The sequence below is a fragment of the Spirulina sp. CS-785/01 genome, assembly GCF_028330525.1.
Taxonomy (GTDB): Bacteria; Cyanobacteriota; Cyanobacteriia; order Cyanobacteriales; family Spirulinaceae; genus JAQMSD01.
Genome location: NZ_JAQMSD010000074.1, coordinates 1 through 22980 on the forward strand (window position 1 = coordinate 1; position 22980 = coordinate 22980).

35 protein-coding genes are annotated in these 22980 nt (G+C 49.2%); 1 reads left to right on the forward strand and 34 read right to left on the reverse strand.

Features of this window, described 5'->3' with window-relative positions:
- Positions 1–1947: CHAT domain-containing tetratricopeptide repeat protein (locus PN462_RS03985; protein WP_272126678.1), on the forward strand; the 1947-nt coding region annotated here is incomplete at its 5' end.
- Positions 1948–1996: 49 nt separating this feature from the next.
- Here the strand turns inward: PN462_RS03985 and PN462_RS03990 are convergent.
- The 34 genes from PN462_RS03990 to PN462_RS04155 all read right to left on the reverse strand — a co-directional run bounded on the left by PN462_RS03990 (position 1997) and on the right by PN462_RS04155 (position 22796).
- The gene (locus PN462_RS03990; RefSeq protein ID WP_272126679.1) at positions 1997–2548 is read right to left on the reverse strand and encodes a Uma2 family endonuclease; all 552 of its coding nucleotides are present in this window, start codon (positions 2546–2548) and stop codon (positions 1997–1999) included.
- Positions 2549–2723: 175 nt separating this feature from the next.
- Positions 2724–3488: a twin-arginine translocase subunit TatC gene (gene tatC, locus PN462_RS03995; RefSeq protein ID WP_272126681.1), complete on the reverse strand. Its 765-nt coding sequence runs from the start codon at positions 3486–3488 to the stop codon at positions 2724–2726.
- A gap of 38 nt (positions 3489–3526) precedes the next feature.
- Positions 3527–4630, reverse strand: coding sequence for a peptide chain release factor 1 (gene prfA / locus PN462_RS04000; RefSeq protein ID WP_272126682.1), 1104 nt, complete (start codon positions 4628–4630; stop codon positions 3527–3529).
- A 99-nt stretch (positions 4631–4729) separates the two neighbouring features.
- A complete protein-coding gene (gene rpmE, locus PN462_RS04005) occupies positions 4730–4963 on the reverse strand; it encodes a 50S ribosomal protein L31 (protein ID WP_272126683.1) in 234 nt (77 codons plus the stop codon).
- Between the two features lie 93 nt (positions 4964–5056).
- Positions 5057–5467: a 30S ribosomal protein S9 gene (gene rpsI, locus PN462_RS04010; protein ID WP_272126684.1), complete on the reverse strand. Its 411-nt coding sequence runs from the start codon at positions 5465–5467 to the stop codon at positions 5057–5059.
- Between the two features lie 11 nt (positions 5468–5478).
- Positions 5479–5928 (reverse strand): 50S ribosomal protein L13, encoded by a 450-nt coding sequence (gene rplM, locus PN462_RS04015; protein ID WP_272126685.1) that lies wholly within the window; start codon positions 5926–5928, stop codon positions 5479–5481.
- Between the two features lie 71 nt (positions 5929–5999).
- Positions 6000–6839 (reverse strand): tRNA pseudouridine(38-40) synthase TruA, encoded by an 840-nt coding sequence (gene truA / locus PN462_RS04020; protein ID WP_272126687.1) that lies wholly within the window; start codon positions 6837–6839, stop codon positions 6000–6002.
- 6 nt (positions 6840–6845) lie between these two features.
- The gene (gene rplQ, locus PN462_RS04025; RefSeq protein WP_272126688.1) at positions 6846–7196 is read right to left on the reverse strand and encodes a 50S ribosomal protein L17; all 351 of its coding nucleotides are present in this window, start codon (positions 7194–7196) and stop codon (positions 6846–6848) included.
- 105 nt (positions 7197–7301) lie between these two features.
- On the reverse strand, positions 7302–8243 hold the full coding sequence (locus PN462_RS04030; protein ID WP_272126689.1) for a DNA-directed RNA polymerase subunit alpha: 942 nt from the start codon (positions 8241–8243) through the stop codon (positions 7302–7304).
- A 74-nt stretch (positions 8244–8317) separates the two neighbouring features.
- Positions 8318–8710, reverse strand: a complete 393-nt coding sequence (rpsK, locus tag PN462_RS04035; RefSeq protein WP_272126690.1) for a 30S ribosomal protein S11 — start codon at positions 8708–8710, stop codon at positions 8318–8320.
- Between the two features lie 100 nt (positions 8711–8810).
- Entirely contained in the window at positions 8811–9194 is a 384-nt protein-coding gene (rpsM, locus tag PN462_RS04040) for a 30S ribosomal protein S13 (RefSeq protein ID WP_272126691.1), read from the reverse strand.
- 332 nt (positions 9195–9526) lie between these two features.
- Positions 9527–9640, reverse strand: a complete 114-nt coding sequence (gene rpmJ, locus PN462_RS04045; RefSeq protein WP_006618079.1) for a 50S ribosomal protein L36 — start codon at positions 9638–9640, stop codon at positions 9527–9529.
- Between the two features lie 181 nt (positions 9641–9821).
- Positions 9822–10046, reverse strand: coding sequence for a translation initiation factor IF-1 (gene infA, locus PN462_RS04050; RefSeq protein ID WP_006276978.1), 225 nt, complete (start codon positions 10044–10046; stop codon positions 9822–9824).
- Between the two features lie 250 nt (positions 10047–10296).
- The gene (locus PN462_RS04055) at positions 10297–10857 is read right to left on the reverse strand and encodes an adenylate kinase (protein ID WP_272126694.1); all 561 of its coding nucleotides are present in this window, start codon (positions 10855–10857) and stop codon (positions 10297–10299) included.
- Between the two features lie 88 nt (positions 10858–10945).
- Positions 10946–12280 (reverse strand): preprotein translocase subunit SecY, encoded by a 1335-nt coding sequence (secY, locus tag PN462_RS04060; RefSeq protein WP_272126695.1) that lies wholly within the window; start codon positions 12278–12280, stop codon positions 10946–10948.
- Positions 12281–12411: 131 nt separating this feature from the next.
- Positions 12412–12864 (reverse strand): 50S ribosomal protein L15, encoded by a 453-nt coding sequence (gene rplO / locus PN462_RS04065; protein ID WP_443029057.1) that lies wholly within the window; start codon positions 12862–12864, stop codon positions 12412–12414.
- Between the two features lie 258 nt (positions 12865–13122).
- A complete protein-coding gene (gene rpsE, locus PN462_RS04070; RefSeq protein ID WP_272126697.1) occupies positions 13123–13653 on the reverse strand; it encodes a 30S ribosomal protein S5 in 531 nt (176 codons plus the stop codon).
- A gap of 35 nt (positions 13654–13688) precedes the next feature.
- The gene (rplR, locus tag PN462_RS04075) at positions 13689–14051 is read right to left on the reverse strand and encodes a 50S ribosomal protein L18 (RefSeq protein WP_272126698.1); all 363 of its coding nucleotides are present in this window, start codon (positions 14049–14051) and stop codon (positions 13689–13691) included.
- 3 nt (positions 14052–14054) lie between these two features.
- The gene (rplF, locus tag PN462_RS04080; protein WP_272126699.1) at positions 14055–14597 is read right to left on the reverse strand and encodes a 50S ribosomal protein L6; all 543 of its coding nucleotides are present in this window, start codon (positions 14595–14597) and stop codon (positions 14055–14057) included.
- A 129-nt stretch (positions 14598–14726) separates the two neighbouring features.
- Positions 14727–15128, reverse strand: coding sequence for a 30S ribosomal protein S8 (gene rpsH / locus PN462_RS04085; protein ID WP_272126700.1), 402 nt, complete (start codon positions 15126–15128; stop codon positions 14727–14729).
- A 36-nt stretch (positions 15129–15164) separates the two neighbouring features.
- Positions 15165–15707, reverse strand: a complete 543-nt coding sequence (gene rplE, locus PN462_RS04090) for a 50S ribosomal protein L5 (RefSeq protein WP_272126701.1) — start codon at positions 15705–15707, stop codon at positions 15165–15167.
- Positions 15708–15774: 67 nt separating this feature from the next.
- Positions 15775–16128 carry a 50S ribosomal protein L24 gene (gene rplX / locus PN462_RS04095; protein ID WP_443029056.1) on the reverse strand — a complete coding sequence of 118 codons (354 nt, stop codon included), beginning with the start codon at positions 16126–16128 and terminating at the stop codon, positions 15775–15777.
- Positions 16129–16497, reverse strand: a complete 369-nt coding sequence (gene rplN / locus PN462_RS04100; protein WP_272126702.1) for a 50S ribosomal protein L14 — start codon at positions 16495–16497, stop codon at positions 16129–16131. It lies immediately after the preceding gene.
- A gap of 30 nt (positions 16498–16527) precedes the next feature.
- On the reverse strand, positions 16528–16776 hold the full coding sequence (gene rpsQ, locus PN462_RS04105; RefSeq protein ID WP_272126703.1) for a 30S ribosomal protein S17: 249 nt from the start codon (positions 16774–16776) through the stop codon (positions 16528–16530).
- 6 nt (positions 16777–16782) lie between these two features.
- Positions 16783–17055 (reverse strand): 50S ribosomal protein L29, encoded by a 273-nt coding sequence (gene rpmC / locus PN462_RS04110; protein ID WP_272126704.1) that lies wholly within the window; start codon positions 17053–17055, stop codon positions 16783–16785.
- Between the two features lie 3 nt (positions 17056–17058).
- Positions 17059–17475, reverse strand: a complete 417-nt coding sequence (gene rplP / locus PN462_RS04115; RefSeq protein WP_272126706.1) for a 50S ribosomal protein L16 — start codon at positions 17473–17475, stop codon at positions 17059–17061.
- Positions 17476–17551: 76 nt separating this feature from the next.
- A complete protein-coding gene (gene rpsC / locus PN462_RS04120) occupies positions 17552–18271 on the reverse strand; it encodes a 30S ribosomal protein S3 (RefSeq protein WP_272126708.1) in 720 nt (239 codons plus the stop codon).
- A gap of 12 nt (positions 18272–18283) precedes the next feature.
- Positions 18284–18643 carry a 50S ribosomal protein L22 gene (gene rplV, locus PN462_RS04125; protein WP_272126709.1) on the reverse strand — a complete coding sequence of 120 codons (360 nt, stop codon included), beginning with the start codon at positions 18641–18643 and terminating at the stop codon, positions 18284–18286.
- A gap of 10 nt (positions 18644–18653) precedes the next feature.
- The gene (gene rpsS, locus PN462_RS04130) at positions 18654–18932 is read right to left on the reverse strand and encodes a 30S ribosomal protein S19 (protein WP_272126710.1); all 279 of its coding nucleotides are present in this window, start codon (positions 18930–18932) and stop codon (positions 18654–18656) included.
- 73 nt (positions 18933–19005) lie between these two features.
- The gene (gene rplB / locus PN462_RS04135; protein ID WP_272126711.1) at positions 19006–19839 is read right to left on the reverse strand and encodes a 50S ribosomal protein L2; all 834 of its coding nucleotides are present in this window, start codon (positions 19837–19839) and stop codon (positions 19006–19008) included.
- Between the two features lie 40 nt (positions 19840–19879).
- A complete protein-coding gene (locus PN462_RS04140; RefSeq protein ID WP_272126713.1) occupies positions 19880–20182 on the reverse strand; it encodes a 50S ribosomal protein L23 in 303 nt (100 codons plus the stop codon).
- A complete protein-coding gene (gene rplD / locus PN462_RS04145) occupies positions 20175–20807 on the reverse strand; it encodes a 50S ribosomal protein L4 (RefSeq protein WP_272126714.1) in 633 nt (210 codons plus the stop codon). Before rplD ends, PN462_RS04140 begins: the two co-directional genes overlap by 8 nt.
- Before the next feature lie 99 nt (positions 20808–20906).
- Positions 20907–21551: a 50S ribosomal protein L3 gene (gene rplC, locus PN462_RS04150; RefSeq protein ID WP_272126715.1), complete on the reverse strand. Its 645-nt coding sequence runs from the start codon at positions 21549–21551 to the stop codon at positions 20907–20909.
- Positions 21552–22172: 621 nt separating this feature from the next.
- The gene (locus PN462_RS04155; protein WP_272126716.1) at positions 22173–22796 is read right to left on the reverse strand and encodes a hypothetical protein; all 624 of its coding nucleotides are present in this window, start codon (positions 22794–22796) and stop codon (positions 22173–22175) included.
- Positions 22797–22980 lie beyond the last annotated feature (184 nt).

Here is a 22980-nt window from a genome sequence, read left to right on the forward strand (position 1 = left end):
CGCCAAGCCTTGGAGATGGATAAACGCCTGTTGGGACAAGAGCATCCCGATGTCGCCACCAGCCTCAACAATCTGGCATTCTTGTACCAATCCCAAGGCAGGTACGCAGAAGCCGAACCCCTCTATCGCCAAGCCTTGGAGATGAGAAAACGCCTGTTGGGACAAGAGCATCCCGATGTCGCCACCAGCCTCAACAATCTGGCATTCTTGTACCAATCCCAAGGCCAAATAACTCGCGCTATTGAATTTTTCAGTCAAGGATTAGCCATTGAAGAAGGCAACCTCGATACTATCATTGCAACCGGGTCAGAACGCCAGAAACAGGACTATATGAACACCCTCTCTGGGACAACTTATGCAGCAATTTCTTTCCACCTGCAAACCGCCCCCAACAACCCCCAAGCCGCCAAACTTGCCCTCACCACCCTCCTCCGTCGCAAAGGACGCATCCTCGATGCTGTCACCGATAACCTACGCACCCTCCGCCAAAACCTCACCCCTGAAAACCAACAACTCCTCGACGACCTCACCGACACCCGTTCCCAACTCGCCGCCCTCATCTTTAATAAACCCGAAGACCTACCCGTTGACCAATATAAGCAACAAGTCAGCCAACTGAAAGGAAAGGCCAACCAACTCGAAGCCCAACTGGCCCGCACTAGCAGCCAATTCCGCACCCAAACCGCACCTGTTACTATTGAAACGGTACAACAATTAATCCCCTCCGATGCAGCATTAGTGGAAATAGTGGTTTATCAACCTTATGATGCGAAAACTGACACTTTTGGCGAACCCCACTACGCTGCCTACATCCTCAACTCCACTGGCAACCCCCAATGGGTCGATTTAGGCGAAACTAAACCCATTAACCAAGCGGTTCAAGCCTTCAAAACTGCCCTCAGCAACGGGACAAACCAAGTCCAGACAACCGGACGCAACTTAGACCAACTCCTCATGCAGCCCATTCGCGCTAAACTGGGCAATACTCAAAAACTCCTTCTCTCCCCTGATGGACAACTCAACCTCATCCCCTTTGCCGCCTTAGTCGATGAAAATAATCAATATCTGGTGCAGAATTATCATATTACCTATCTCACCACAGGCCGGGACTTAATTCGCCTCACGGCCTCCTCAGACAGTAAAAATCCCCCCCTCATTGTGGCAGACCCCGACTACGACAACCCAGGACAAACTCGCACCGCCACCCGCAGCAGTAACTCCCGTTCCACAGATATCGCCAACCTCCAGTTTAGCGACCTTCCAGGTACGGCTGCCGAAGCCGAAGCTATCCAACAACTCCTCCCCCAAGCTACTATCCTCACGGAAACCGAAGCCACCGAAAACACGATCAAACAAACCCCCTCTCCCAACATTCTCCACATCGCCACTCACGGCTTTTTCCTGGAAGATGTGGAACAAGTGGCCCCGACTCCGGTTAATTCCTCCCTGACGGCTTCCAATAACCGAGGTTTAATCGTAGTCCGGCCTCGTCCTGGTTCTTCTCCTCGTCCCCAGAACACCGAAAACCCCCTACTGCGTTCCGGGTTAGCCATGGCCGGGTTTAACCGCAAAGAAAGCGGCACAGAGGATGGGGTACTCACTGCCCTGGAGTTAGCGAGTCTGAACCTCTACGGGACAAAATTAGTGGTTCTCTCGGCTTGTGAGACGGGGGTGGGGTCTGTGAATAATGGGGAAGGGGTTTATGGGTTGCGTCGGGCTTTGGCCATTGCCGGGTCAGAAAGTCAAGTGATGAGTCTCTGGAATGTGTCGGATGAGGGGACAAAAGATTTGATGACGCAATATTATCAACGGTTACAACGGGGAGAGGGACGGAGTGAGGCGTTGCGTCAGGTGCAGTTGGGGATGTTGCAGAGTAGCAAATACAGCCATCCTTATTATTGGTCGGCGTTTATTCCTTCTGGGGAGTGGCGACCTATGGACAATTAACAGTTAACAATTAACAATTAACAGAGCAGCCTTGGATTAAAATCCAAGGTTAAAATTGCGAGAAAAGACTGGCAACGGGAATTGTTAAATCGGGAAAAGACAGGGGGGAAATTGTCCCTGTTGTGAATTGTTGTTCGGTCTGATACGTTCCTTGGTTGGGGTGACGATAGACTAATACTATTCTTTGCTGAAGATTCACTACCCAATAGTCTAGAATTCCTGCTTCGGCGTAAATTTGTCGCTTTTCTTGGGTATCTTTGGCCAGACTGGTATTGGCTAATTCAATGACTAGATAAACGTCGGTGGGGAGGGGATGGGTGTTTCTATAGGATTGCGATCGCACTAAAGCAATATCCGGTTCAGGTTCGCTTTGATTTTCTGGAATTGCGATCGGGTTTCCCATGCGAACCCGATAGCGGCCTTGAGCGGCCTCCATCAAGCGTTCTTGTAATAGGGTGCTTAACTCGGAATGGAGGGGACCTTCTGGGGACATTTCAACAATTAACCCCTTGAGGAGTTCAACCGCGCGATCGACCAACACCCCGCTTTGAATAATGGTGTGATAGTCGTCTAACGTCCAACGAAGCAGCGTTGCAGTCATGGACACCGTGGCACAATAGGACTAAGTTTAGTATAAGGCCAAAACCCCTTTTCTAAACTCTGGTAATAGGGGAGAAACCGGGTTTCTATCCCAGCTTTGTTGATTCTCTCAAAAGTTAAATAAGAAACCCGGTTTCTAAAGCTCGAATTTTTAATTATCCATTATCCATTATCAACTATTTCCCAATTAATTTAGTTGCCCCAATTCCCCCAAAATATAACCCTAACACTGCACCCGCTAATAACGATTGTGTCACCGGATCAGTGGACGGTGTGACGACTGCACCAATAATTAATGCACCTAAAATTACATATCGCCAACCCGAGAGCATTTGGTTTGAGGAAACAATGCCTAAAAAGCCTAATACAATTTGAAGGACAGGCACTTGAAACACTAACCCTGTCCCAAACATTAACAATAAAACAAACTCAAAATATCGCTCAATCGACCAAGCCTGTTCTACCACATCGGCACCATAACTGACGAAAAATTTTAAGGCTGCCGGAATTAAGGCAAAATAGGCAAACCCTAACCCCACAAAAAAGAGAACACCTGATCCCAATACCACTGGGGCCAGTAAACGACGTTCTCGACGGGTTAAACCGGGGAGGACAAAGCTGATAATTTGAAAGAGAATAAAGGGACTGGCTAACAGTAAACCGCTATACCCCGCCACTTTAAAGGATACCCAGAGAAACTCTCCAGGGGCGAGTTGTAGGAACTTCACCCCCTTGGCCGGGGCCTCTAGGATATCCACAATGGGACGGACAACGAAAAAACACCCTGCGATCGCAATTACGGCTGCAATGAGAGAATAAAAAATACGCTGTCGCAATTCTTCGAGATGGTCGAATAGGGACATCTCTAGTTCATCGGGAACTTCGTTGAAGTAGTCGTCGGTTTGAGCTTCTGGGGCTGTATCTAATTCCGGGGTGGCCATAGTGAAAACGCGAGATAATCCATTAACCAGTATGACAATTAATTAGCCGTTGCTGGGGAAGTGGCCAACTGTTCTAACCGTTCCTGTTGGTCTTGAGCAATACAGGTTTGAATCATATTATCAATGTCTCCCTCTAATGCGCCCGCTAAACTGAAATTTTGACCTAAACGGTGGTCGGTAATGCGGTTATCTTTGTAATTATAAGTGCGGATTTTCTCAGACCGCGCCCCGGTTCCCACCTGAGACCGACGCATGGACGTTACTGCCTCCTGCTGTTCCCGCAATTTCTGTTCATAGAGTTTCGCCCGCAAAATCTGTAAGGCCCGTTCACGGTTTTGTAACTGGGACCGTTCTTCAGTACAAAAAATCCGAATTCCGGTGGGTTTGTGTAACAAGTCCACTGCCGTTTCGACCTTGTTCACATTTTGTCCCCCTGCCCCACCAGACCGGGCTGTGCTAATCTCTAATTCACTGGGGTCAATTTGAATTTCTACGTCATCCACTTCTGGCATTACGGCCACAGTCGCAGTGGAGGTATGCACCCGGCCCCCTGCTTCAGTCACAGGGACACGCTGCACCCGATGGACTCCGGCTTCAAACTTGAGCTTACTATAAACGCGATCGCCCTGAATTTCCAACACCGCTTCCTTAAACCCGCCCATTTCTGCCGGAGACTCACTCACCAGAGACACTTTCCACCCCTGAGACTCGGCATAACGAGAATAAGTCCGCACTAAGTCTCCGGCCCAAATACTGGCCTCATCCCCCCCAGTCCCGGCCCGAATCTCCAACATGATATTCTTGTCATCATTGGGATCACTGGGCAATAACAAGATTTTCAATTGTTTTTCTAACTGAGTGGTTCTTTCCTCTAACTCAGCCACCTCTAACTCGGCCATTTCTTGCATCTCTGGGTCACTTTGCGCTTCCTTGAGAATTTCTCTGGCCCCTTTTAACTCCTCTTGGACTGTTTGCCACTCGTGATAAGTGTTCACTGTCTCCTCAAGAGAGGCCCGAGCCTTGGCCACTTTCTGTAACTCGTCTGGGTTAGTCACCACATCCGGGTCCGCCAGACGACGACTGAGTTCATTAAAGGTTTGTTCAACGGATTTTAATTTGTTCAGTAAATAACTTTCTGGCATGGTTCTTTAATGAGAATAAAAGGGCAATAAAATCTATAACTGTAAAAATGCAAGTAACCCAGCAGCTAACCTGCTGGGTGAGAAAAAACCAGATATCCGCTACTTTTCTTCGGATTTTTGGGAGGTGTCGAACATCCCGTATTTCCGCATAAAGCGGTCCACACGCCCTTCGGTGTCAATAATTTTCTGAGTCCCGGTGTAAAAGGGGTGATTCCCGGACCAAATTTCTACGTTAATTTCCGGTTGGGTTGATCCCACAGTCATGACGACTTCACCGTTACAAATGACTTTGGCTTCTGGATACCATTCTGGATGAATATTTTCTTTGGGCATAATGTCTCCCTCTGTTGAATGCTAAGGTGTCTGGCGAGTTTTGGGAAGGGGACAGGTTAGCCCAAGGCTAATCCTGTGCCTACACTTCCTATGTTAACGTTTGGAGAATTGAGGAGCTTTGCGGGCTTTCTTCAAGCCATATTTCTTCCGTTCTTTGGAGCGGGGATCACGGGTAAGATACCCTTCGATTTTCAAGGGTTGACGGTTTTCCGGGTCGAGTTCGCATAAGGCCCGGGCTACACCTAGTCTCACGGCATCGGATTGGCCGGTGAGTCCTCCCCCGTGGGCATTCACCAAGATGTCGTACTCGGTTTCTAATCCCAAGGTTTCTAAGGGGGCGCGAATTGAACCGACATAACGGGGATTTTGGTTAAAGTAGTCTTCTCCCTGACGGTTGTTGACGATGAGTTGACCGTTACCTGGGACTAGACGAACTCGTGCGATCGCGCTTTTCCGTCGTCCTGTTCCCCAGTATGTTACCTTATCGTTGGCTTGAGCTTGCATGGGCGTTCTCCTTATTTCGTATTGTAAGTATTAATCACTAATTCTTGGGGTTGTTGGGCTTCGTGTTTGTGGGTAGCCCCAGCATACACTTTCAGTTTGGTAAACAATTTTCTGCCGAGGGCATTTTTCGGCAACATCCCTTTAACCGATTGTTCAATGATCCGTTCCGGGACTCGTGCTTGTAATTGGTTAAAGGTCTCAGTTTTCATCCCACCGGGCCGCCCGGAATGGCGGCGATAGAGTTTTTGGCTGGCTTTTTTCCCGGTGACCATGACTTTTTCGGCATTCACCACAATTACAAAGTCTCCGGTGTCCATATGGGGGGTGTAGGTGGGTTTATTTTTCCCCCGCAGGACTTTGGCAATTTCGCTGGCTAACCGGCCTAAATGTTGGCCAGCCGCATCCACGACATACCATTGTTGCTCTTGAGGGTCATTTTTCGGCAAAATAGTCTTTTCCATGATTCTTTCGGGTCTTTACAAGTTTTTTTAAGGGGAAAATTTAGGGATAATTCCGTTGGGGGGCATTGCTTTTAGGGTGGGGTGATGCCCTCCTGGGAGAAGTCAAAGAAGGGTTGGGTATCGAACCAAACCTCTTTGGGAAAGGGAAAGTCAGGATAGCCCACGCGGAGGAGGCACAGTCCTTTGGCCGGGGCGGAATATTTAACTTTTTCGCGCCGTTGGTTCACCCAAATGTCGGTAAAATTTTCTAGCGATCGCTTGCCATTCCCCACTTCAATCAGCATCCCCACTAATAACCGTACCATACCGTACAGGAAGCCACTGGCCTGAATTTCGAGATGAACGAACGATCCCCGTCGTTTCACCCAGGCTTCGTGAACATCCACCCAAGAATGTTGACGTTTGGACCCAGCCCGACGAAAGGCCGCCAGATGATGCCGTCCCACCAGAGGGGTTAAGGCCGCCTGCATCCGCGAGACATCGAGGGGCAAGTGATAATAATGCCAACAAAAAGGATGAATAAACAAGTTCGGTCGGGGGTGGGTGTAAAAACTATAACGATACCGTCGCCAGAGGGCTGAAAAGCGGGCGTGCCAGTCCGGGGCCACTGGGGCAGAAGCACGAATTAAGACATCATCAGGGAGACGAGTATTTAAAATACTGGCCCATTTCTGAGCCGGAATTGGCCCCGTATAGTTAAAGTGGGCGACTTGGGCGGCGGCATGAACCCCGCTATCGGTGCGCCCAGCCCCGTGGAGGGGGGTATAATCGCCCAGAATAGCTGCAATCGCCGTTTCCATCTCCTCTTGAACCGTCCGTTGGGCGGGTTGTCGCTGCCACCCATGAAAGTGAGTGCCGAGGTACTGAATAACCAGGGCGACTCGTTGGGAGGCGGAGGCAACATCACTCATCAGCCCCTACACCAGTTCAATGATGGCCATTTCTGAATTATCCCCCCGACGGCGCACAGTGCGCACTACGCGGGTATAGCCCCCTTTTCGGTCGGCATACCGTTCGGCGGCTTCGGCAAAGAGGGCATTGACGAGGTTTTTGTCATACATATACCCCAACGCTTGGCGACGGGCTGCTAAAGTTCCTTCTTTGGCCAAAGAGATCATCCGATCTGCTTCGGACCGGACAGCCTTCGCCCGGGCTTTGGTGGTTTTAATTTGACCATTACGGATCAATTCCGTGGTCAGAGAACGTAACATTGCCTTACGCTGGTCAGCAGGTCTTCCCAGTTCCGGCACACGACGGCGATGACGCATGGTGATTTTTCTCCCAATTACACTGGTTTCGGTACATAGACAAGAGGACAGAAAAAAACAGACTGTACAGGGGTCTGACCGTCTGTTTTAGGGGGAAGAAGTCGTCTATGCCTTGGCTTTTTCTTGCGGTAGGGTAATCCCTAAACGCTGTTGTAAGGCTTCAATGACTTCTTCGGCGGATTTCTGTCCAAAGTTTTTAATCTCTAGGAGGTCTTCCTGAGAATAGTCAAGTAAGTCCGCCACTGAGTTGATTTGCGCTCGTTTCAGGCAGTTATAAGCCCGCACAGAAAGCTGTAATTCCTCGATGGGGATTTGGCTGGTGGGGTCTTCGTCTTCTTTTTCTTCTTCCTGAATGGCCTCTAGGGTGAGGTCTTTCAGGGGGTTGAATAAGTCCACGACGATCCCGGCAGCTTGCGAGAGGGCTTCCTCTGGCTTTATACTACCGTTAGTCCAAATGTCGAGAATTAGCCGATCTTTGGGGACAGCCCCGTCACTAATGACATCTTCGACGCTGTAGTTCACTTTACTGACGGGCATGAAGATGGCATCAATTTGCATGAAGTCTAAAGATGAGGCATCATCCCGACCCCGTTCTACAGCCCGATAGCCTTTCCCTCGCTCGACTTGAAATTCCATTTCTAATCGCGCTCCTTCGGAGAGGGAGGCGATATATTGGTTTTTATCGACGACTTGGACTTCGGAGGGTAGGTCAAAGTCCCCGGCGGTGACGGTGGCCGGGCCGGTGGCGACGAGACGACCGATATGTTTTCCTGGGCTGAAGCATTGGAAAACCACTTCTTTCATGTTGAGGAGAATTTCTAAGACATCCTCCCGAACGCCCGGAATGGTGGCAAATTCGTGGCTAACTCCGGCGATTCTTACGGCGGTGACGGCAGCCCCTTCTAGGTTGGCGAGTAAGACTCGCCGCAGGGCATTGCCCAAGGTTGTGCCTTGGCCCCGTTCGAGGGGTTCGAGCATAAACCGACTGTACTGACTTTGATTTTTTTGAGTCTTGGACTCAACACATTCAATTTGAAATTGTGCCACGCTTTGTGACCTCCCTTCTCTAGCTGGCTCGTTTGATGGGGCAAATGGCAATACTTACGGGGGTTTGCTGGGGTCTAAACCCGACGGCGTTTAGGAGGACGACAACCGTTATGGGGAATGGGAGTTACGTCACGAATGAGGGTGATTTCTAGGCCGGAGGCTTGTAAGGCACGAATGGCGGTTTCTCGTCCTGCTCCTGGGCCGCTGACCATGACTTCGAGTTGACGCATTCCTTGTTCGATGGCTCGTCGGGCTGCACTGTCGGCGGCGGTTTGGGCGGCAAAGGGAGTGCCTTTTTTCGCGCCTTTAAAGCCACTAGAACCGGAGGAAGCCCAGGAAATGACATCGCCTCGGGTGTCGGAAATGGTGACAATGGTGTTGTTGAAGGTGGAGGTGATGTGAGCTACTCCGTTAGGAACATTCTTTTTACTTTTTTTCGGTCCGCTTTTTTTGGTTGGTCGCGCCATATTACTTGTTACTGTATGAGGTGTACTGTACGACTGTTGAGGTTAGCTGACGATGGGGATGGTTGGGGAATGAGAGGCCAGAGATGAGGCAGGCCAGAGGTTATTTTTTCGCGGCGGGTTTTTTCTTCCCGGCGATGGCAATCCGTCTTCCCCGACGAGTCCGGGCGTTGGTGCGGGTTCTTTGCCCTCGGACGGGTAAACCTTGACGATGCCGACGGCCTCGATAAGTCCCGATGTCGGCTAACCGTTTGATGTTCATGTTTTCTAAGCGTCTTAAATCCCCTTCGATTTGGTAGGTGGATTCGATGTAAGAGCGCAGTTTCATGACATCTTCATCACTTAAATCCCGCACTCGGGTGTCCGGGTTTACGCCAGTCTGCGCTAAAATTTCCTGCGATCGAGATAAGCCAATCCCGTAGAGGTAGGTTAATCCGATTTCGATCCGCTTATCCCGAGGAAGGTCTATACCAGCAATCCGTGCCACGTTTTTCTCTCCCTATATCTTTTGCTTGCTTGAGTTAATTTATTGACATTTCTATTGGTCTGAGGATGGAGGGGTTAACCTAATGGGTGAGTTATGCTGGAACTCCCCCTTTGATTAACTGGGGCTAAGGTTAACTCATGCTTGATTAACTCATGCTTGATTAACTGGGGCTAAGGTTAACTCATGCTTGATTAACTGGGGCTAAGGTTAACCCACACTTGGTTAACGCACTCGCTCCCTTGGTTAACAATCCCTTGGTTAACGCACTCGCTCCCTTGGTTAACAATCCCTTGGTTAACAATCCCTGGGTTAACAAATGGTTAACTAATCCCTTAGCCTTGGCGTTGCTTGTGTTTGGGGTTAGAGCAAATCACCATGACTCGGCCCCGTCTGCGAATGACGCGGCATTTTTCACAAATTTTTTTGACTGATGCTCGAACTTTCATGCCGATTTAGGCTATACTGCAAGCTCTTTATTTTATCAAGTTTTTGACGATTTGACTAGATAATTTAAGAGACATTTCTGATGGTCGTTTCCCGACTGGGGAAACTTGCCATTTTCTCAAGGGTCAATGACTCACGGGGAGGACTGCCCCTTGATGGGGTGAGGGACTGTTTACTGTTTGCTTACTTTTTGCGTAAACGGTAAGTAATCCGCCCTTTGGTTAAATCATAGGGCGTTAATTCCACTTTGACGCGATCGCCCGGCAAAATTTTAATATAATTCCGCCGAATTTTGCCGGAAATATGGGCCAACACATTAAACCCATTGTCGAGATCAACTCGAAACATGGCGTTTGGTAGGGATTCTGTAACAGTTCCCTCCATTTCAATTAAATCTTGCTTAGACAATTAACCTCTCTCCTATGAATTCAATACTCGAACGCTCCGCCGCTCTCAGGTCTGATTACGCTGGAAGAATTGGGCCAGCACTCCTTTGCAGAGGATGGGTCAAGGAGGGGTTTACCTCAAAGACAAAAACGGCTTCCTCCTAGGGCTGAAAAATCGGCTGAGACGGGGTTTTTCTGCTGCTCTAATGTTAACAAAAATTTACTCCCGTCAAAATTGAGAAAGCCGCTTCTCTCTCCCCCCGACGGGGCATTTAAGACGCTTCAACAATTTCTTTGAGGGCCGCTGTCACTTCTTGGAGAGGACGATTCCCGTTGACGGAATGAACGGTGCGATCGCTATAAAAATCAATCAGAGGTTCAGTTTCTTCGTGATACACTTCCAGACGATGGCGAATCGTCACTTCATTATCATCTTGACGATGACGTTTTAATAAACGACTCACCAACTCTTCTTCTGGAACTTCCAGATTCAAAATACAAACCGAATGCTGATTTAAATCCTTTAAAATCTCATCCAAAAACTGAGCTTGCTTGAGATTGCGAGGAAACCCATCCAAAATCCAACCTAATTGAGCATCCGGTTTTTGTAACCGTTCGCTAATCAAATCCAAAATCAGGTCATTGGGAACCAACTCCCCTGCATCCACATAGCTTTGCGCTTTTTGCCCCAAAGGAGTCCCCGTATCAATGGCCGTTCTTAAAATATCCCCAGTGGAAATGTGAGGAATATTCGCCTCCTCAGATAAAAATTTCGCTTGTGTTCCTTTACCTGCCCCCGGAGGGCCTAAAAAAATCAGACGTTTGCTGCTCATACTCAATTCACTGACACTGACTTACATTCAACCCAAAGAGGAGTCTCGCCAATCGGGAGACTCCTCCCACCAAACCGATGTTTAACTTTTATTCTTTCACCATGCCTTCATAGCGTTGAGAAATCACATAGGTTTGGATTTGTTTGGCGGTATCAATGGCCACCCCCACCAGAATCAACAAAGAGGTTGATCCTAGTCCTCGTAAGGTTTGAATGCCCATGGCACTTTCTACTGCCGTGGGAACAATGGCCACAACGCCCAGAAAAACCGCTCCCAAGAACGTTAAACGGTTAATCACACGCTCTAAATACTCGCTGGTCGCTTTCCCTGGCCGAATCCCTGGAATACTCGACCCCATTTTTTTCAAATTTTGGGACATATCCACGGGATTAACAATCAGAGAGGCATAAAAATAACTAAAAAAGACAATCAACGTAAAAAACACCAGAATATAAATCCAAGGTGTTGGCCCGTCCATGCGAATGGCATTGGACACTGGCACAAAAATATCATTGAGTTGTCCTAAAAAGCCGGTTTTGCCTTGAGTAAATTGGGCTAAAGAGGCGGGCAGAAATAAAACCGCCGATGCAAAAATAATCGGCATCACGCCCCCTTGGTTCAGCCGCAAGGGCAAATAGTTCGTCCGTTCCCGATATAAACGTCGTCCCACTTGCCGACGGGCTGAGATAATGGGAATCCGTCTTGTCCCTTCTTGAACGAAGACAATCCCCACAATCATCACTAAGAACGCTAATAATAAAATAACGACTTTGGCGATCGCTTCCCGGCCTCCTTGTTGGGCTACCTCAATGGTGTCCCCTAATACCGTCGGTAAAACCGCCACAATATTCACAAAAATCAGCAAGGAAGCCCCATTGCCGATCCCCCGTTCGGTGATCAGTTCCGACACCCACATCACAAACATTGAGCCTGCGGTGAAGGCCAAAACCGTCTCCACAAAAAACAAGGGCCCCGGTTCATAAGCATAGGCTTGAATCCAAGTGGTCAACATCACACTTTGTAATGCTGCCCATCCCAACGCCACATAGCGGGTAATCTGAGAAATCTTCCGTCGTCCGGCCTCCCCTTCATTTTTCTGCAAATTTTCTAAAGACGGTAACGCTGCCGTCAACAACTGCATAATAATAGAGGCGTTAATAAAGGGCAGAATCCCCAGGGCAAAAATCCCCAACAGAGACAGCCCCCCGCCGGAAAACACATCTAAAAACCCAATAACGGGGCTATTCTGAACTTCTTGATTAAACCGTTCTAAATCAACATTGGGAACGGGGATATAAACCCCTAAACGTACTAAAATAAGGAGTCCGATGGTGACAAGCAACCGACCTCGGAGGCCGGCTGCTTGGGCCATTTGCATGAATGTTTCTTGAGCCGTAGGCGATTTATCTCGGCTGACAACCATGTTATTTGTCCTTTGTTATTTGTCTGCTGCCGTGAGTTATTGTCAGGGGTTTGTCTGTCTGTTCTTTTTCTTTGGACTCGTTAGAGTAAGCCGGGTTCAAGACGAACCCACCACAAACAAACAACAACGCCCTACTCTTGACCAATAACCTCACAACTGCCGCCGGCTGCCTCAATTTTCTGCTTCGCACTGGCAGTAAACCTCGCAGCCTTGACAGTTAAGGCGACCTCTAATTCCCCATCGCCTAAAATTTTCAGCGGCCCTTGCTCAGAGTTTAAAATCCCTTGTTCTAAAAGAGATTCTAAGGTCACTTCGCTTTGGGCGGGGAGAGCGGCCAATTTTCCTACATTCATCGTAGTGTAATGGCGAGGATTAATCACCGTAAAGTGCTTGAGTTTGGGAACACGGCGATAAAGGGGCATTTGTCCCCCTTCAAAGCCAGGTTTTGTTCCCGTCCCGGACCGAGACTTTTGCCCCCGCATCCCGAAGCCACAGCTTGCGCCTTGTCCGGCAGCAATGCCGCGACCGACTCGGCGGCGACGGCGTTGGGATCTGGGTTTGGGTTTTGCGTCGTTAATTCTCATAATCGCTTGGTTCTGGGTGAGGATTACGCTTGACATCTTCTCTCGCAGGAGGCGAGAGGGTCTCACTCTCACGAGTAAGATTTGCTGTTTTTAGGAGTGCCAACTAGACTGCCTTGCTAGGGAGTCCCCGTCGCATCCTCTCTACAGACGTTTTATTTAATGTCTACCATTGGCAAAGACCGCAGACAGATGAGTTGTTTGTTTAACTCTAACGGTCTTGGTCTTGATTTATGCCGTCAGCTTGCGCTGAGGCGTGTCTCAGGAGGTGAGATAAAGTTTTTCAATGGGGACCCCGCGTTCTTCGGCGACATCTCGAAACGTGCGGACACTATCGAGGGCGTTAACGGTGGCTCTAGCGTTGTTAAGGGGGTTACTGGAGCCGAGTTGTTTGGCCAGGATGTTTTGGACTCCGGCGAGTTCGAGGACAGTCCGAACGGCCCCCCCGGCAATTACCCCTGTACCGGGAGCAGCCGGACGCACTAGGACTTTCGCACCGCCTGCGATGCCGTTGGAGAGGTGGGTGACGGAGTTAGCCTTATTGAGGGAAATTTCAATGAGTTGTTTTTTAGCATCGGCAACGCCTTTACGGACAGCCCCGATGACATCGGCAGCTTTGCCGACCCCGACTCCAACTTTCCCTTTTTCGTTGCCCACGACGACGATGGCGCGGAAGCTCAGTTTTTTACCCCCTTTCACCACTTTGCTGACGCGGCGAATTTGAATGACCCGTTCTTGGAAGGGTTCTTCTTTTTTACTTTTGGTGCGGTTCTTGTTTTTGGTTTTTGCCATGAGTTTTCCTCTCTGTGGTTGGTTAAGGCTCTACTTTAAAAGTCTAGCCCAGCTTCCCGGGCAGCATCAGCTAAGGCTTTGACGCGACCGTGGTAAATGTTACCGCCTCGGTCAAAGACGACTTGATTGATGCCTTTTTTGAGCGATCGCTCTGCTAGGAGGGCCCCAACGAGACTGGAGGCTTCACAAGTCCCCCCAGAGGAGATTTTGCCCTTTAAGTCTGGATCAACGGTGGACGCAGAGGCGAGAGTGTGTTGCTTTACGTCGTCAATCACCTGGGCATAAATATGATTGTTGGAGCGAAAAACGCTGAGTCGGGGACGCTCTTGACTACCAGTAACTTTTTTGCGAATGCGCCGATGACGGCGGTAGGTTAGTTGTTTACGACTCGGTTTCATGGCCTATTTCTTCCCTGCTTTACCAGCTTTCTGTCTGACGTATTCACCTTTGTAACGAATCCCTTTGCCTTTATAGACTTCGGGGGGACGAACGGCGCGAATTTGGGCGGCGAGGTTGCCGACGATTTCTTTGTTGATCCCCGTGATGACAATTTCAGTATTCCGTTCGGCCACTTGAAATTGCACGCCGTCTGGGGGTTGAATTTCAATGGGGTGACTGTAACCCACGTTTAAGACGAGGGTTGTGCCTTGGACTTGGGCCCGATATCCCACCCCTTGAACAGTGAGGCGTTTTTCATAGCCTTGGGATACGCCTTGCACCATGTTGGCGACGAGACTCCGGGAGAGTCCGTGACGTTCACGGGCTTTCCGAGATTCACCTAAACGGCGCACAATGACGTTCCCGTCTTCTTGGACGACTTCTACATGGTCGGGTAGTAGTTGTTCGAGTTCCCCTTTAGGTCCTTTGACCGTAACGTGCTTGCCGTCAACGGTGACATTTACTTTGTCGGGGATGGGAATCGGATTTTTGCCGATTCGAGACATTGTGACTCCTCCTTGAGTAAAAGAATTGGGTAATTGGTAATGGGTAATGGGTAATTGGTGGTCTGAGAGGTCTAACTCTCCCACCTCAAACCAATAACAAAGAACGAATAACCAAAAACCAAGGATTAATTACCAAATGTAACAAAGCACTTCTCCCCCGACTCCTTTCTGTCTCGCTTCTCGGTCTGTCATGATTCCACTGGAGGTGGAGATAATGGCAATTCCGATTCCGCCTAAAACACGGGGAAGTTCTTTACGGTTTTTATAGACTCGTAAACCTGGACGGCTGACTCGTTTCAGCGTGGTAATAATGGGTTTACGATTTTTGCCTTTGTATTTTAAGGACAGGACTAATTCTTTTTTGACTCCTTCGCCCACTTCTTCAACGTCGGCAATGAAGCCTTCTTCTTGGAGAACCCGGGCAATGTTGCGGGTCATTTTGGTGGCTGGAATATTAGTCGTTGGATGTCTTACTGCACCTGCATTGCGGATGCGGGTTAGCATATCAGAAATTGTATCGTTTACCGCCATATCCGTGCGTTTTTCCTCCTTGTTATAGGGACTGAGTTACTTACGAAAAGGCATTCCCATAGCTGTTAATAAAGCACGACCTTCTTCATCTGTGTTGGCGGTCGTAATAATGGAGATGTCCATGCCCCGAATTTGATCGATGCTGTCGTAGTCGATTTCGGGAAAGACAATTTGTTCGCGGATGCCTAAGCTATAGTTGCCCCGGCCATCAAAACTTCTAGCACTGACCCCACGAAAGTCACGAATCCGGGGGAGGGCAAGATCGATTAAGCGGTCGAGGAAGGCGTACATCCGGTCGCCCCGTAATGTGACCATGACTCCGACGGGCATTCCTTTGCGGATTTTAAAGCCGGCGATCGCTTTTCTGGCCCGGGTGACAACGGGTTTTTGTCCGGCAATAATGGCCAATTCCCGTTCGGAGGATTCGAGGGCTTTGCTGTTTTGGGAGGCTTCTCCGAGTCCTCGGTTGATGGTGACTTTCACCAGTTTGGGGACTTGGTGAATGTTTTGATAGTTAAATTGTTCTTTGAGTTTGGGAACAATTTCTTGGGGATAGCGAACTTTTAAGGGTTGTTTCATGGTTTTTAATGGGTGTTAATCGTCCCTGGGCTTGGTCAGGGGAGAACGTCCATCACAGTGGGGGCAATTAGTCAATAATTTCCCCGGTTTTTTTCAACATTCTCACTTTCCGTCCGTCTTCGGTGAAGCTGTAACCGACTCGACTGGCAACTTCTTGCTTTTTCGAGTAGAGCATCACGTTGGAGCTATGGATGGGAGCTTCAAAGGTGTCAATGCGACCGGATTCGCCTTCTTGTTGGGGTTTGACGTGCTTGGTGCGGACGTTGACCCCTTCGACGACAACTTGGCTGAGTTTGGGCAAGGTGCGGATAATTTCGCCGACTTTGCCTTTATCCCGACCTGCAATCACTTGGACGGTATCGCCGGTTTTGACGTGCATTTTGTATCGTTTGGGGGTTTGTGAGGTTTTCTGTTTGACCATTTAGATTACCTCCGGAGCGAGTGAGACAATTTTGGTGTAGTTGCGATCGCGCAATTCCCGGGCGATCGGGCCAAAAACCCGTGTCCCTCTGGGATTCCCATCCGGGTTAATGATCACGGCGGCATTATCGTCGAAACGAATACTCATGCCACTTTCCCGACGGAGGGAGTGACGAGTCCGCACAATCACGGCTTTCACAATGTCCGATTTTTTGACGGCTTGGTTCGGCAGGGCATCTTTGACCACCGCGATCACTTGGTCGCCAATACCACCATAACGGCGGTTGCCAGTGCCGAGAACCCGCAGACACATGAGCTTCCGCGCTCCACTGTTGTCTGCCACATTCAGATAGGTTTGTTGCTGAATCATAGGTCTTGATTAGGCGCGAATAGAGGTTATTTATTCAGGGGTTGCCTGAACAATGTCGGTAATTTCCCACCGTTTGGTGCGACTTAATGGACGGGTTTCACGAATGCGGACGCGATCGCCAGTTTTAGCGCTATTCTCCTCGTCGTGAACCTTGTAACGTTTGGTTTTTACCACAATTTTTCCGTATTTCGGGTGAGGGGCGCGGTTTTCCACCGCCACGACAATGGTTTTTTGCATTTTATCGCTCACCACTGTTCCCACTCTTTCTTTCGTTGCCATAAAGGTTTACTCCTCTTCTGTCGCGGTGTCTGTCGCCGTTTCGGCGGCGGGGGCCGTCTTGGACGCTTGATTGTTTTGAGCGGCCAATTCTCGCTCCCGTTCAACTGTCAGCAATTGGGCAATCCAATGGCGAGTATGCTTAAACTCATGGGGTTTCTCCAACTGACGGGTGGCTTGCTGCATCCGCAAATCAAAGAGTTTCCGCTTGGCCTCTAAAATAGCCTCAGCTAATTCCTCATCATTGAGTTTGCGAGCATGTTTCACTTTGGATAAAGGCATAATTTACTGCTCCTCCTGACGCATCACAAATTTCGTTTTAATGGGTAACTTATTCGCGGCCAGACGCATGGCTTCCCGGGCGACTGCTTCGCTAACCCCATTCATTTCAAAGAGAATCCGTCCAGGTTTGACCACAGCCACCCAAAATTCCGGATTCCCTTTACCCGATCCCATCCGGGTTTCTGCCGGACGCATGGTGACGGGTTTATCGGGGAAAATCCGAATCCAAATTTTCCCACCCCGACGCACGGAACGAGTCATAGCCCGACGAGCCGCTTCAATTTGTCGGGAGGTAATCCAAGAGGGTTCGGTGGCTTGTAGGGCGAAGTCTCCAAAGTTTAAAGTTGTCCCCCCTTTGGCTCTCCCTCTCATGCGTCCGCGATGTTGTTTGCGGAATTTTGTTCTTCTCGGACTTAACATGGTTTTGTTCTTGGTTGTTGGTTGTTATTTGTTGGTTATTGCTGTTTTTTGAAACAACAATGACGAATAACTATAACTATTCCGAACGGTCTTCAAATTGTTGACGACGACGTTGGCGACGGGGCGTTGGCGAGACGTTGGCGGCGGGGGCTTCTTCTTGTCCAGGAATAATTTCCCCTTTGAAGACCCACACTTTAATGCCTAAGATGCCGTAAATGGTCTCAGCCATGCGATAGGCATAATCCACATCAGCCCGTAGGGTATGGAGGGGAACTCGTCCTTCCCTGGTCCATTCAGTCCGAGCAATTTCAGCCCCGTTTAGGCGGCCACTGACTTGAATTTTGATGCCTTGTACTTCGGCCCGTTGGGCCCGTTGAATGGCTTGGCGCACGACGCGACGGAAAGAAACCCGTCGCTCTAATTGTTGAGCAATATATTCAGCAATTAATACGGAGTCGGCATCAACACGAGAGACCTCGATGACGTTGACGCGAATTTGCCGACTGCCTCCTAAGAAACTTTGTAGTCCGGTGCGGAGGGAGTCGATGCCACTGCCTCCACGACCCACCACTACCCCAGGGCGGGCAGTGTGAATTTCTAGGTCGATTTGGTCGGCTTTGCGCTCGATGCGCACGTCGGAGATTCCGGCATTACTTAAATTGCCGTGAACGTAATTACGAATTTTGAAGTCTTCTTCTAATAGTTCTGGGTAACGCTTTGTATCGGCATACCAACGAGACCGATGTTCTTTGGTGACTCCCAGACGAAAGCCAGTTGGATGTATTTTTTGTCCCACAGATGTTTCCTCTTATTCTGCTAACTCAGGGGCAACTGCAACGGTGATGTGGCAGGTGGGGCGTTGGATTTGATAGGCCCGACCTTGCGCTCTCGCCCGATACCGTCTCAGTTTGGGGCCTTGGTCGGCGAAGGCACGACTGACCACCAGGCTGGCGGGGTCGTAGCCGTTGTTATGTTCGGCGTTGGCCACGGCTGATCTCAAGGTCTTGAGAATCGGTTCGCAGGAGCGATAGGGCATAAATTCTAAGATGATCAGGGCTTCTCGATAGGAACGGCCCCGAATTTGGTCGAGAACGCGCCGAACTTTGTGGGGCGACATCCGCACATAGCGGGCGATCGCTTTTACTTCTTCACGCTTTTCTACTGCCATAGTTCCTCCATTAGCGTCTCACTTTTTTGTCGCCTCTAGCGTGTCCTCGGAAGGTGCGCGTGGGGGCGAATTCCCCAAGTTTGTGGCCGACCATTTGCTCGGTGACATAGACGGGAACGTGCTGTCTGCCGTTATGAACGGCGATGGTGTGACCGACCATTTGCGGTAGCACTGTGGAAGCTCTTGACCAGGTTTTGATCACCTGTTTATCTCCACTCGCATTGAGTTTCTCAATTTTGCTGAGTAGATGGTCGGCAATAAAGGGACCTTTTTTTAGTGAACGACCCATAAAGCAATTAACAATGAACGATGAATAATGAACAATCAAGCATTAATAAACGGTCATTAATGCTTGGCGCGGGTTATTTTTTGTTGCGCCGACGGATGATTAAGCGATCGCTCGCTTTTTTCTTCTTGCGTGTCTTTAAACCCAAGGTCGGCTTACCCCAAGGCGTAACCGGACTCGGCCGCCCAATAGGAGCGCGACCTTCCCCACCACCGTGGGGGTGATCAACCGGGTTCATCACACTGCCTCGGACTTTCGGACGGCGACCCAAATAACGGGAACGTCCGGCTTTCCCCAAGGAAGTGTTTCTGGCCTCGGTATTCCCGACGCGGCCAATGGTGGCGTAACATTCTCGACGGACCATCCGCACTTCTTTAGAGGGAAGCCGCAGGGTGACATATTCCCCTTCTTTAGCGACCACCTGTGCCGCACTCCCCGCCGCACGAACCATCTGTCCGCCTCGTCCGGGATGAAGTTCCACGTTATGCACTTCTGTCCCTAACGGGATGCGAGCTAAGGGTAACGCATTCCCCACTTCGTAAGGAGAATCGGGGCCCGCAATCACGCTTGACCCAACTTGCAGTTTCTCCGGACAAAGAATATAACGCTTTTCTCCATCTTGGTAGAACAAGAGAGCAATGCGTGCATTCCGGTTGGGGTCATACTCAATGGCCGCCACTTTTGCCGGAACATTGCGTTTATCCCGACGAAAATCCACTAACCGATAAAGTCGCTTGTGACCTCCGCCACGACGGCGACTGGTAATGATTCCCCGGTTATTCCGGCCTTTTTTACGGTGTTTATATTGAGTGAGGGATTTCTCCGGCTCACTCTTGGTAATATCGGCAAAGTCTGAAACACTAGCTTGCCGAGTCCCTGGTGTCATCGGGCGATAGGAACGAATACCCATAATTAATCTCTAAAGTGACTACGGTTTAAGCTGCGGTGCGTTACACATCCGGGAAAAGGATGATCTGATCATCCTCGGCTAAGGTGACGATCGCACGTTTATATTGAGGCTTGTAGCCTATAAACCGACCCACCCGTTTTTTCTTACGCGGGGGACGGTGGGTATTAACCTTCGTCACTTTCACCTCAAATAAACTCTCGATCGCAGCTTTAATTTCGGGTTTAGTTGCTTTCGGGAGGACATCAAAGACATATTTATTCTGCTCCAAGAGCAACGTTGCCTTTTCTGTCACAATCGGTTTAATAATCAAATCGGCCAGTTGGCGCGGATCGTATTTAGTCACTGTAAACCTCCTGAATCATTGCCAAAGCTGAGGACGTGGTGATAATTTTGTCCGCCACCAACAGGTCATGAATATTCAAATAATTAGCCAAGCCTAGCTTTAAGTTGGCGACGTTACGCCCCGAAAGATAGACATTTTCGTCTTTTTGGGGAAGCAAAAGTAACGCTTTTTCGTCTTCGGAAACTCCCCACCGTTTCAGGGCTGTAACCAGTTGCTTGGTTTTGGGACGAGTAAACTGATCCGCAAATTCTTCAACCACAATCAAGTCATCTAGCCGACTATTCAACGCAGTCCGCAGGGCTAAACGACGCTCTTTACGGTTCATTTTTTTACTGTAATCTCTGGGTTTTGGCCCAAAAATTACACCCCCACCTTTCCAAAGGGGAGAACGAATTGACCCGGCTCTGGCCCGGCCTGTTCCTTTTTGCCGCCAAGGTTTCCGTCCCCCGCCACGCACTTCTGCACGGGTTTTGGTTGAGGCTGTGCCTTGACGGGCATTGGCGTGTTGGCGCACTAACGCACGATGCACAATATGCGCTGCGTTTTCTTCCTTTGCCACTTTCAGGTCAAGGGTGGCTTCCCCACTTTCTTCCCCTTCCCAGTTTTTAACAACAGTTGTTACCATTGGTTTGTCCTTTCTTGAGTTTGCACGTTGTCTTGACCCATCAGTCTTGAGCCATAAATCTTGAGCCACAAAATAGCTTGACTAATCGGGTTTTATAGGTTAAGACTTCGCGCCGACGGTGTTGGTCGGTCGGATGTTTAATAAGTTTCCGGTTTTACCAGGAATTGAGCCTTTCACTAACAGAACATTCCGTTCGGTATCAACACTGACCACTGTGAGTTTCCGCACAGTGATAGTTTTACCGCCGTAACGACCTGCCATTTTCTTCCCTGGGAAAATCCGTCCGGGAGTCGTTCCTGGACCGGTTGAACCCGGTAAGCGATGACTTTTAGAACCGTGGGTCATTTGTCCCCGTCTAAAGTTATGTCGCTTTTGATAACCTGCAAACCCACGACCAATACTGTTACCGGAAATATCAACCAGTTGACCTGGGGAGAAGATATCGACTTTAATGTCTTGACCGAGTTCAAAGTCACTCGTATCGGGGACGCGATATTCTTTAAGATGGCGAAGCGGAGAAGCTCCCGCTTTCGCTAAATGTCCGAGTAATGGTTTATTTAAGGCTTTTTCTTTAACGGCTTTATATCCAAGTTGAACAGAACTATACCCATCGGTCGGTTCTGTTTTAATTTGGGTAATGGTACAAGGCCCCGCTTCGATGACCGTAACCGGAATAGCAATTCCTTTTTCTTGGTCAAAAATTTGGGTCATTCCAAGTTTTGTGCCGAGGATACCGATAGACACGGGTTTTGCCCTCTCTTTTTCTAGACAACACTTTGGTGGGGAATAGACTAACCCCCCTGCGGGGACGCTAAACGCAGCACCCAATTGTTAGTCCTCTTAGATTTTGGACTAACTAACAGATGGTGCGAGAGTCCCTCCTGTCGCCCCAGAAACGCTTTCTCCTTGAGTTGATTAAGTGCTTGACTTAAAGTGCTTGACTTAAAGTGCTTGACTTAATCGGAGGTTTCTGAATGAGCGTTAAACTTTAGCGGAAAAATCCATAGTCCCAGAAAAAATCTAAAAAATTTAGGGGTTATTTTCTTGGGACTAGCGCAGATTTTTACTGCTCTGTCGCAACTGGGTTCACCTCAGACTTAAAAACCCGGCTAACTGAAAAAGTGGGTTTTCAGTATCCTCAGTGAGGCGACTTCCATAGTTAGTGCTGAGTCTCTAGTTTGACCCTTCTAACTCAGCTTGTTAGCTGGTGTTTGTTCGCTGTCTGAACAATAAACAGCCCACAAGTCACGATCACTTACTATATCTATTCTCTCACGGAAAGTCAAGGGGCAGGGTGGGGAATTGTTGAAGAAGGTGGGGGAGGTGGGGGAGATAGAGAAGATAGAGGAGATAGAGTAGTATTCCTTAATTATCTAATTTTTTGAGCCATTGGGGATAGCCACAAGACTGCTCTGCGGAGAATATAACTTGTCCTTCCGTCAGTACCTTTCGCATCACACAGAGTAGAGTTTCCCGTGCGATGTCCGCATCTCCTGCTCCTGACGCTTCAAACCCCATTGTCCACCAAACATCCTCTTTTCCCAAAAGAGAAAGACGAGTTAATTCCCATTCGCAACTTTGACTAGCAGGAGTCTCAAACGATACCTCTTGGACTTGTTGCGCGCGTGTCACCTGAAACTTACGCAACTTGCGCTCTTTCCGGACTCCCGGCCACCAGTTAGGCCAGTTTTCCACTTCTACTAGGGGGGGAGGAGTCTCGGTTAAGTTAAAACTCCATTTTTGCCATTCTTCTACATTCCCCTGTACTTGCTCTGAAAAGGGGATCAGTCCGTATTGTTGGGTGCGGTGTTTAACCTCGATTCTCCCTTCTCGCAGTTTAATCCCTAATGCCTCATTCTCCAGTTGTAAATAATAGTCAGTGCGGGGGGGTTGGGTGAGGGGAGGAATGTTGCGGTGATAATACCAGTCTTGGATATCTGGGGGGATGTCTCCAGGGAAAAACCAGCGACTTTCAACGGTCAGAAACATGGAAGAGGTAAAGTTTAGAGTTTACGAAGTGGTGATACGAAATCCGCACCCCAAATATTCACTATCCTTGTGAAGTATTAATCATTGTAGGGTGGGCAATGCCAGCCCTGTCAAGGTGGGTAACGAGATATGGCGGTTTGGAGTCGCCCTCACCCCCCAACCCCCTCTCCCAACCTTGGGAGAG

What these genes read in the sequence shown, in the direction of transcription:
- rpmJ (WP_006618079.1), bottom strand. Translation starts at nt 9,640, where the DNA reads ATGAAAGTTCGAGCATCAGTCAAAAAAATTTGTGAAAAATGCCGCGTC.
- rpsH (WP_272126700.1), bottom strand. Translation starts at nt 15,128, where the DNA reads ATGGCGGTAAACGATACAATTTCTGATATGCTAACCCGCATCCGCAAT.
- rpsK (WP_272126690.1), bottom strand. Translation starts at nt 8,710, where the DNA reads ATGGCGCGACCAACCAAAAAAAGCGGACCGAAAAAAAGTAAAAAGAAT.
- rpmE (WP_272126683.1), bottom strand. Translation starts at nt 4,963, where the DNA reads ATGCCCAAAGAAAATATTCATCCAGAATGGTATCCAGAAGCCAAAGTC.
- rpsI (WP_272126684.1), bottom strand. Translation starts at nt 5,467, where the DNA reads ATGCAAGCTCAAGCCAACGATAAGGTAACATACTGGGGAACAGGACGA.
- PN462_RS04155 (WP_272126716.1), bottom strand. Translation starts at nt 22,796, where the DNA reads ATGTTTCTGACCGTTGAAAGTCGCTGGTTTTTCCCTGGAGACATCCCC.
- PN462_RS03990 (WP_272126679.1), bottom strand. Translation starts at nt 2,548, where the DNA reads ATGACTGCAACGCTGCTTCGTTGGACGTTAGACGACTATCACACCATT.
- prfA (WP_272126682.1), bottom strand. Translation starts at nt 4,630, where the DNA reads ATGCCAGAAAGTTATTTACTGAACAAATTAAAATCCGTTGAACAAACC.
- truA (WP_272126687.1), bottom strand. Translation starts at nt 6,839, where the DNA reads ATGAGTGATGTTGCCTCCGCCTCCCAACGAGTCGCCCTGGTTATTCAG.
- rpsS (WP_272126710.1), bottom strand. Translation starts at nt 18,932, where the DNA reads ATGGGTCGTTCACTAAAAAAAGGTCCCTTTATTGCCGACCATCTACTC.
- rplN (WP_272126702.1), bottom strand. Translation starts at nt 16,497, where the DNA reads ATGATTCAGCAACAAACCTATCTGAATGTGGCAGACAACAGTGGAGCG.
- rplD (WP_272126714.1), bottom strand. Translation starts at nt 20,807, where the DNA reads ATGGTAACAACTGTTGTTAAAAACTGGGAAGGGGAAGAAAGTGGGGAA.
- rplQ (WP_272126688.1), bottom strand. Translation starts at nt 7,196, where the DNA reads ATGCGTCATCGCCGTCGTGTGCCGGAACTGGGAAGACCTGCTGACCAG.
- rpsE (WP_272126697.1), bottom strand. Translation starts at nt 13,653, where the DNA reads ATGGCAAAAACCAAAAACAAGAACCGCACCAAAAGTAAAAAAGAAGAA.
- rpsQ (WP_272126703.1), bottom strand. Translation starts at nt 16,776, where the DNA reads ATGGCAACGAAAGAAAGAGTGGGAACAGTGGTGAGCGATAAAATGCAA.
- rplE (WP_272126701.1), bottom strand. Translation starts at nt 15,707, where the DNA reads ATGAAACAACCCTTAAAAGTTCGCTATCCCCAAGAAATTGTTCCCAAA.
- rplV (WP_272126709.1), bottom strand. Translation starts at nt 18,643, where the DNA reads ATGGCAGTAGAAAAGCGTGAAGAAGTAAAAGCGATCGCCCGCTATGTG.
- rplP (WP_272126706.1), bottom strand. Translation starts at nt 17,475, where the DNA reads ATGTTAAGTCCGAGAAGAACAAAATTCCGCAAACAACATCGCGGACGC.
- rplX (WP_443029056.1), bottom strand. Translation starts at nt 16,128, where the DNA reads ATGGTCAAACAGAAAACCTCACAAACCCCCAAACGATACAAAATGCAC.
- secY (WP_272126695.1), bottom strand. Translation starts at nt 12,280, where the DNA reads ATGGTTGTCAGCCGAGATAAATCGCCTACGGCTCAAGAAACATTCATG.
- PN462_RS04055 (WP_272126694.1), bottom strand. Translation starts at nt 10,857, where the DNA reads ATGAGCAGCAAACGTCTGATTTTTTTAGGCCCTCCGGGGGCAGGTAAA.
- rplM (WP_272126685.1), bottom strand. Translation starts at nt 5,928, where the DNA reads ATGGAAAAGACTATTTTGCCGAAAAATGACCCTCAAGAGCAACAATGG.
- rplO (WP_443029057.1), bottom strand. Translation starts at nt 12,864, where the DNA reads ATGAGAATTAACGACGCAAAACCCAAACCCAGATCCCAACGCCGTCGC.
- tatC (WP_272126681.1), bottom strand. Translation starts at nt 3,488, where the DNA reads ATGGCCACCCCGGAATTAGATACAGCCCCAGAAGCTCAAACCGACGAC.
- rplF (WP_272126699.1), bottom strand. Translation starts at nt 14,597, where the DNA reads ATGTCTCGAATCGGCAAAAATCCGATTCCCATCCCCGACAAAGTAAAT.
- rpmC (WP_272126704.1), bottom strand. Translation starts at nt 17,055, where the DNA reads ATGCCTTTATCCAAAGTGAAACATGCTCGCAAACTCAATGATGAGGAA.
- rplB (WP_272126711.1), bottom strand. Translation starts at nt 19,839, where the DNA reads ATGGGTATTCGTTCCTATCGCCCGATGACACCAGGGACTCGGCAAGCT.
- rplR (WP_272126698.1), bottom strand. Translation starts at nt 14,051, where the DNA reads ATGAAACCGAGTCGTAAACAACTAACCTACCGCCGTCATCGGCGCATT.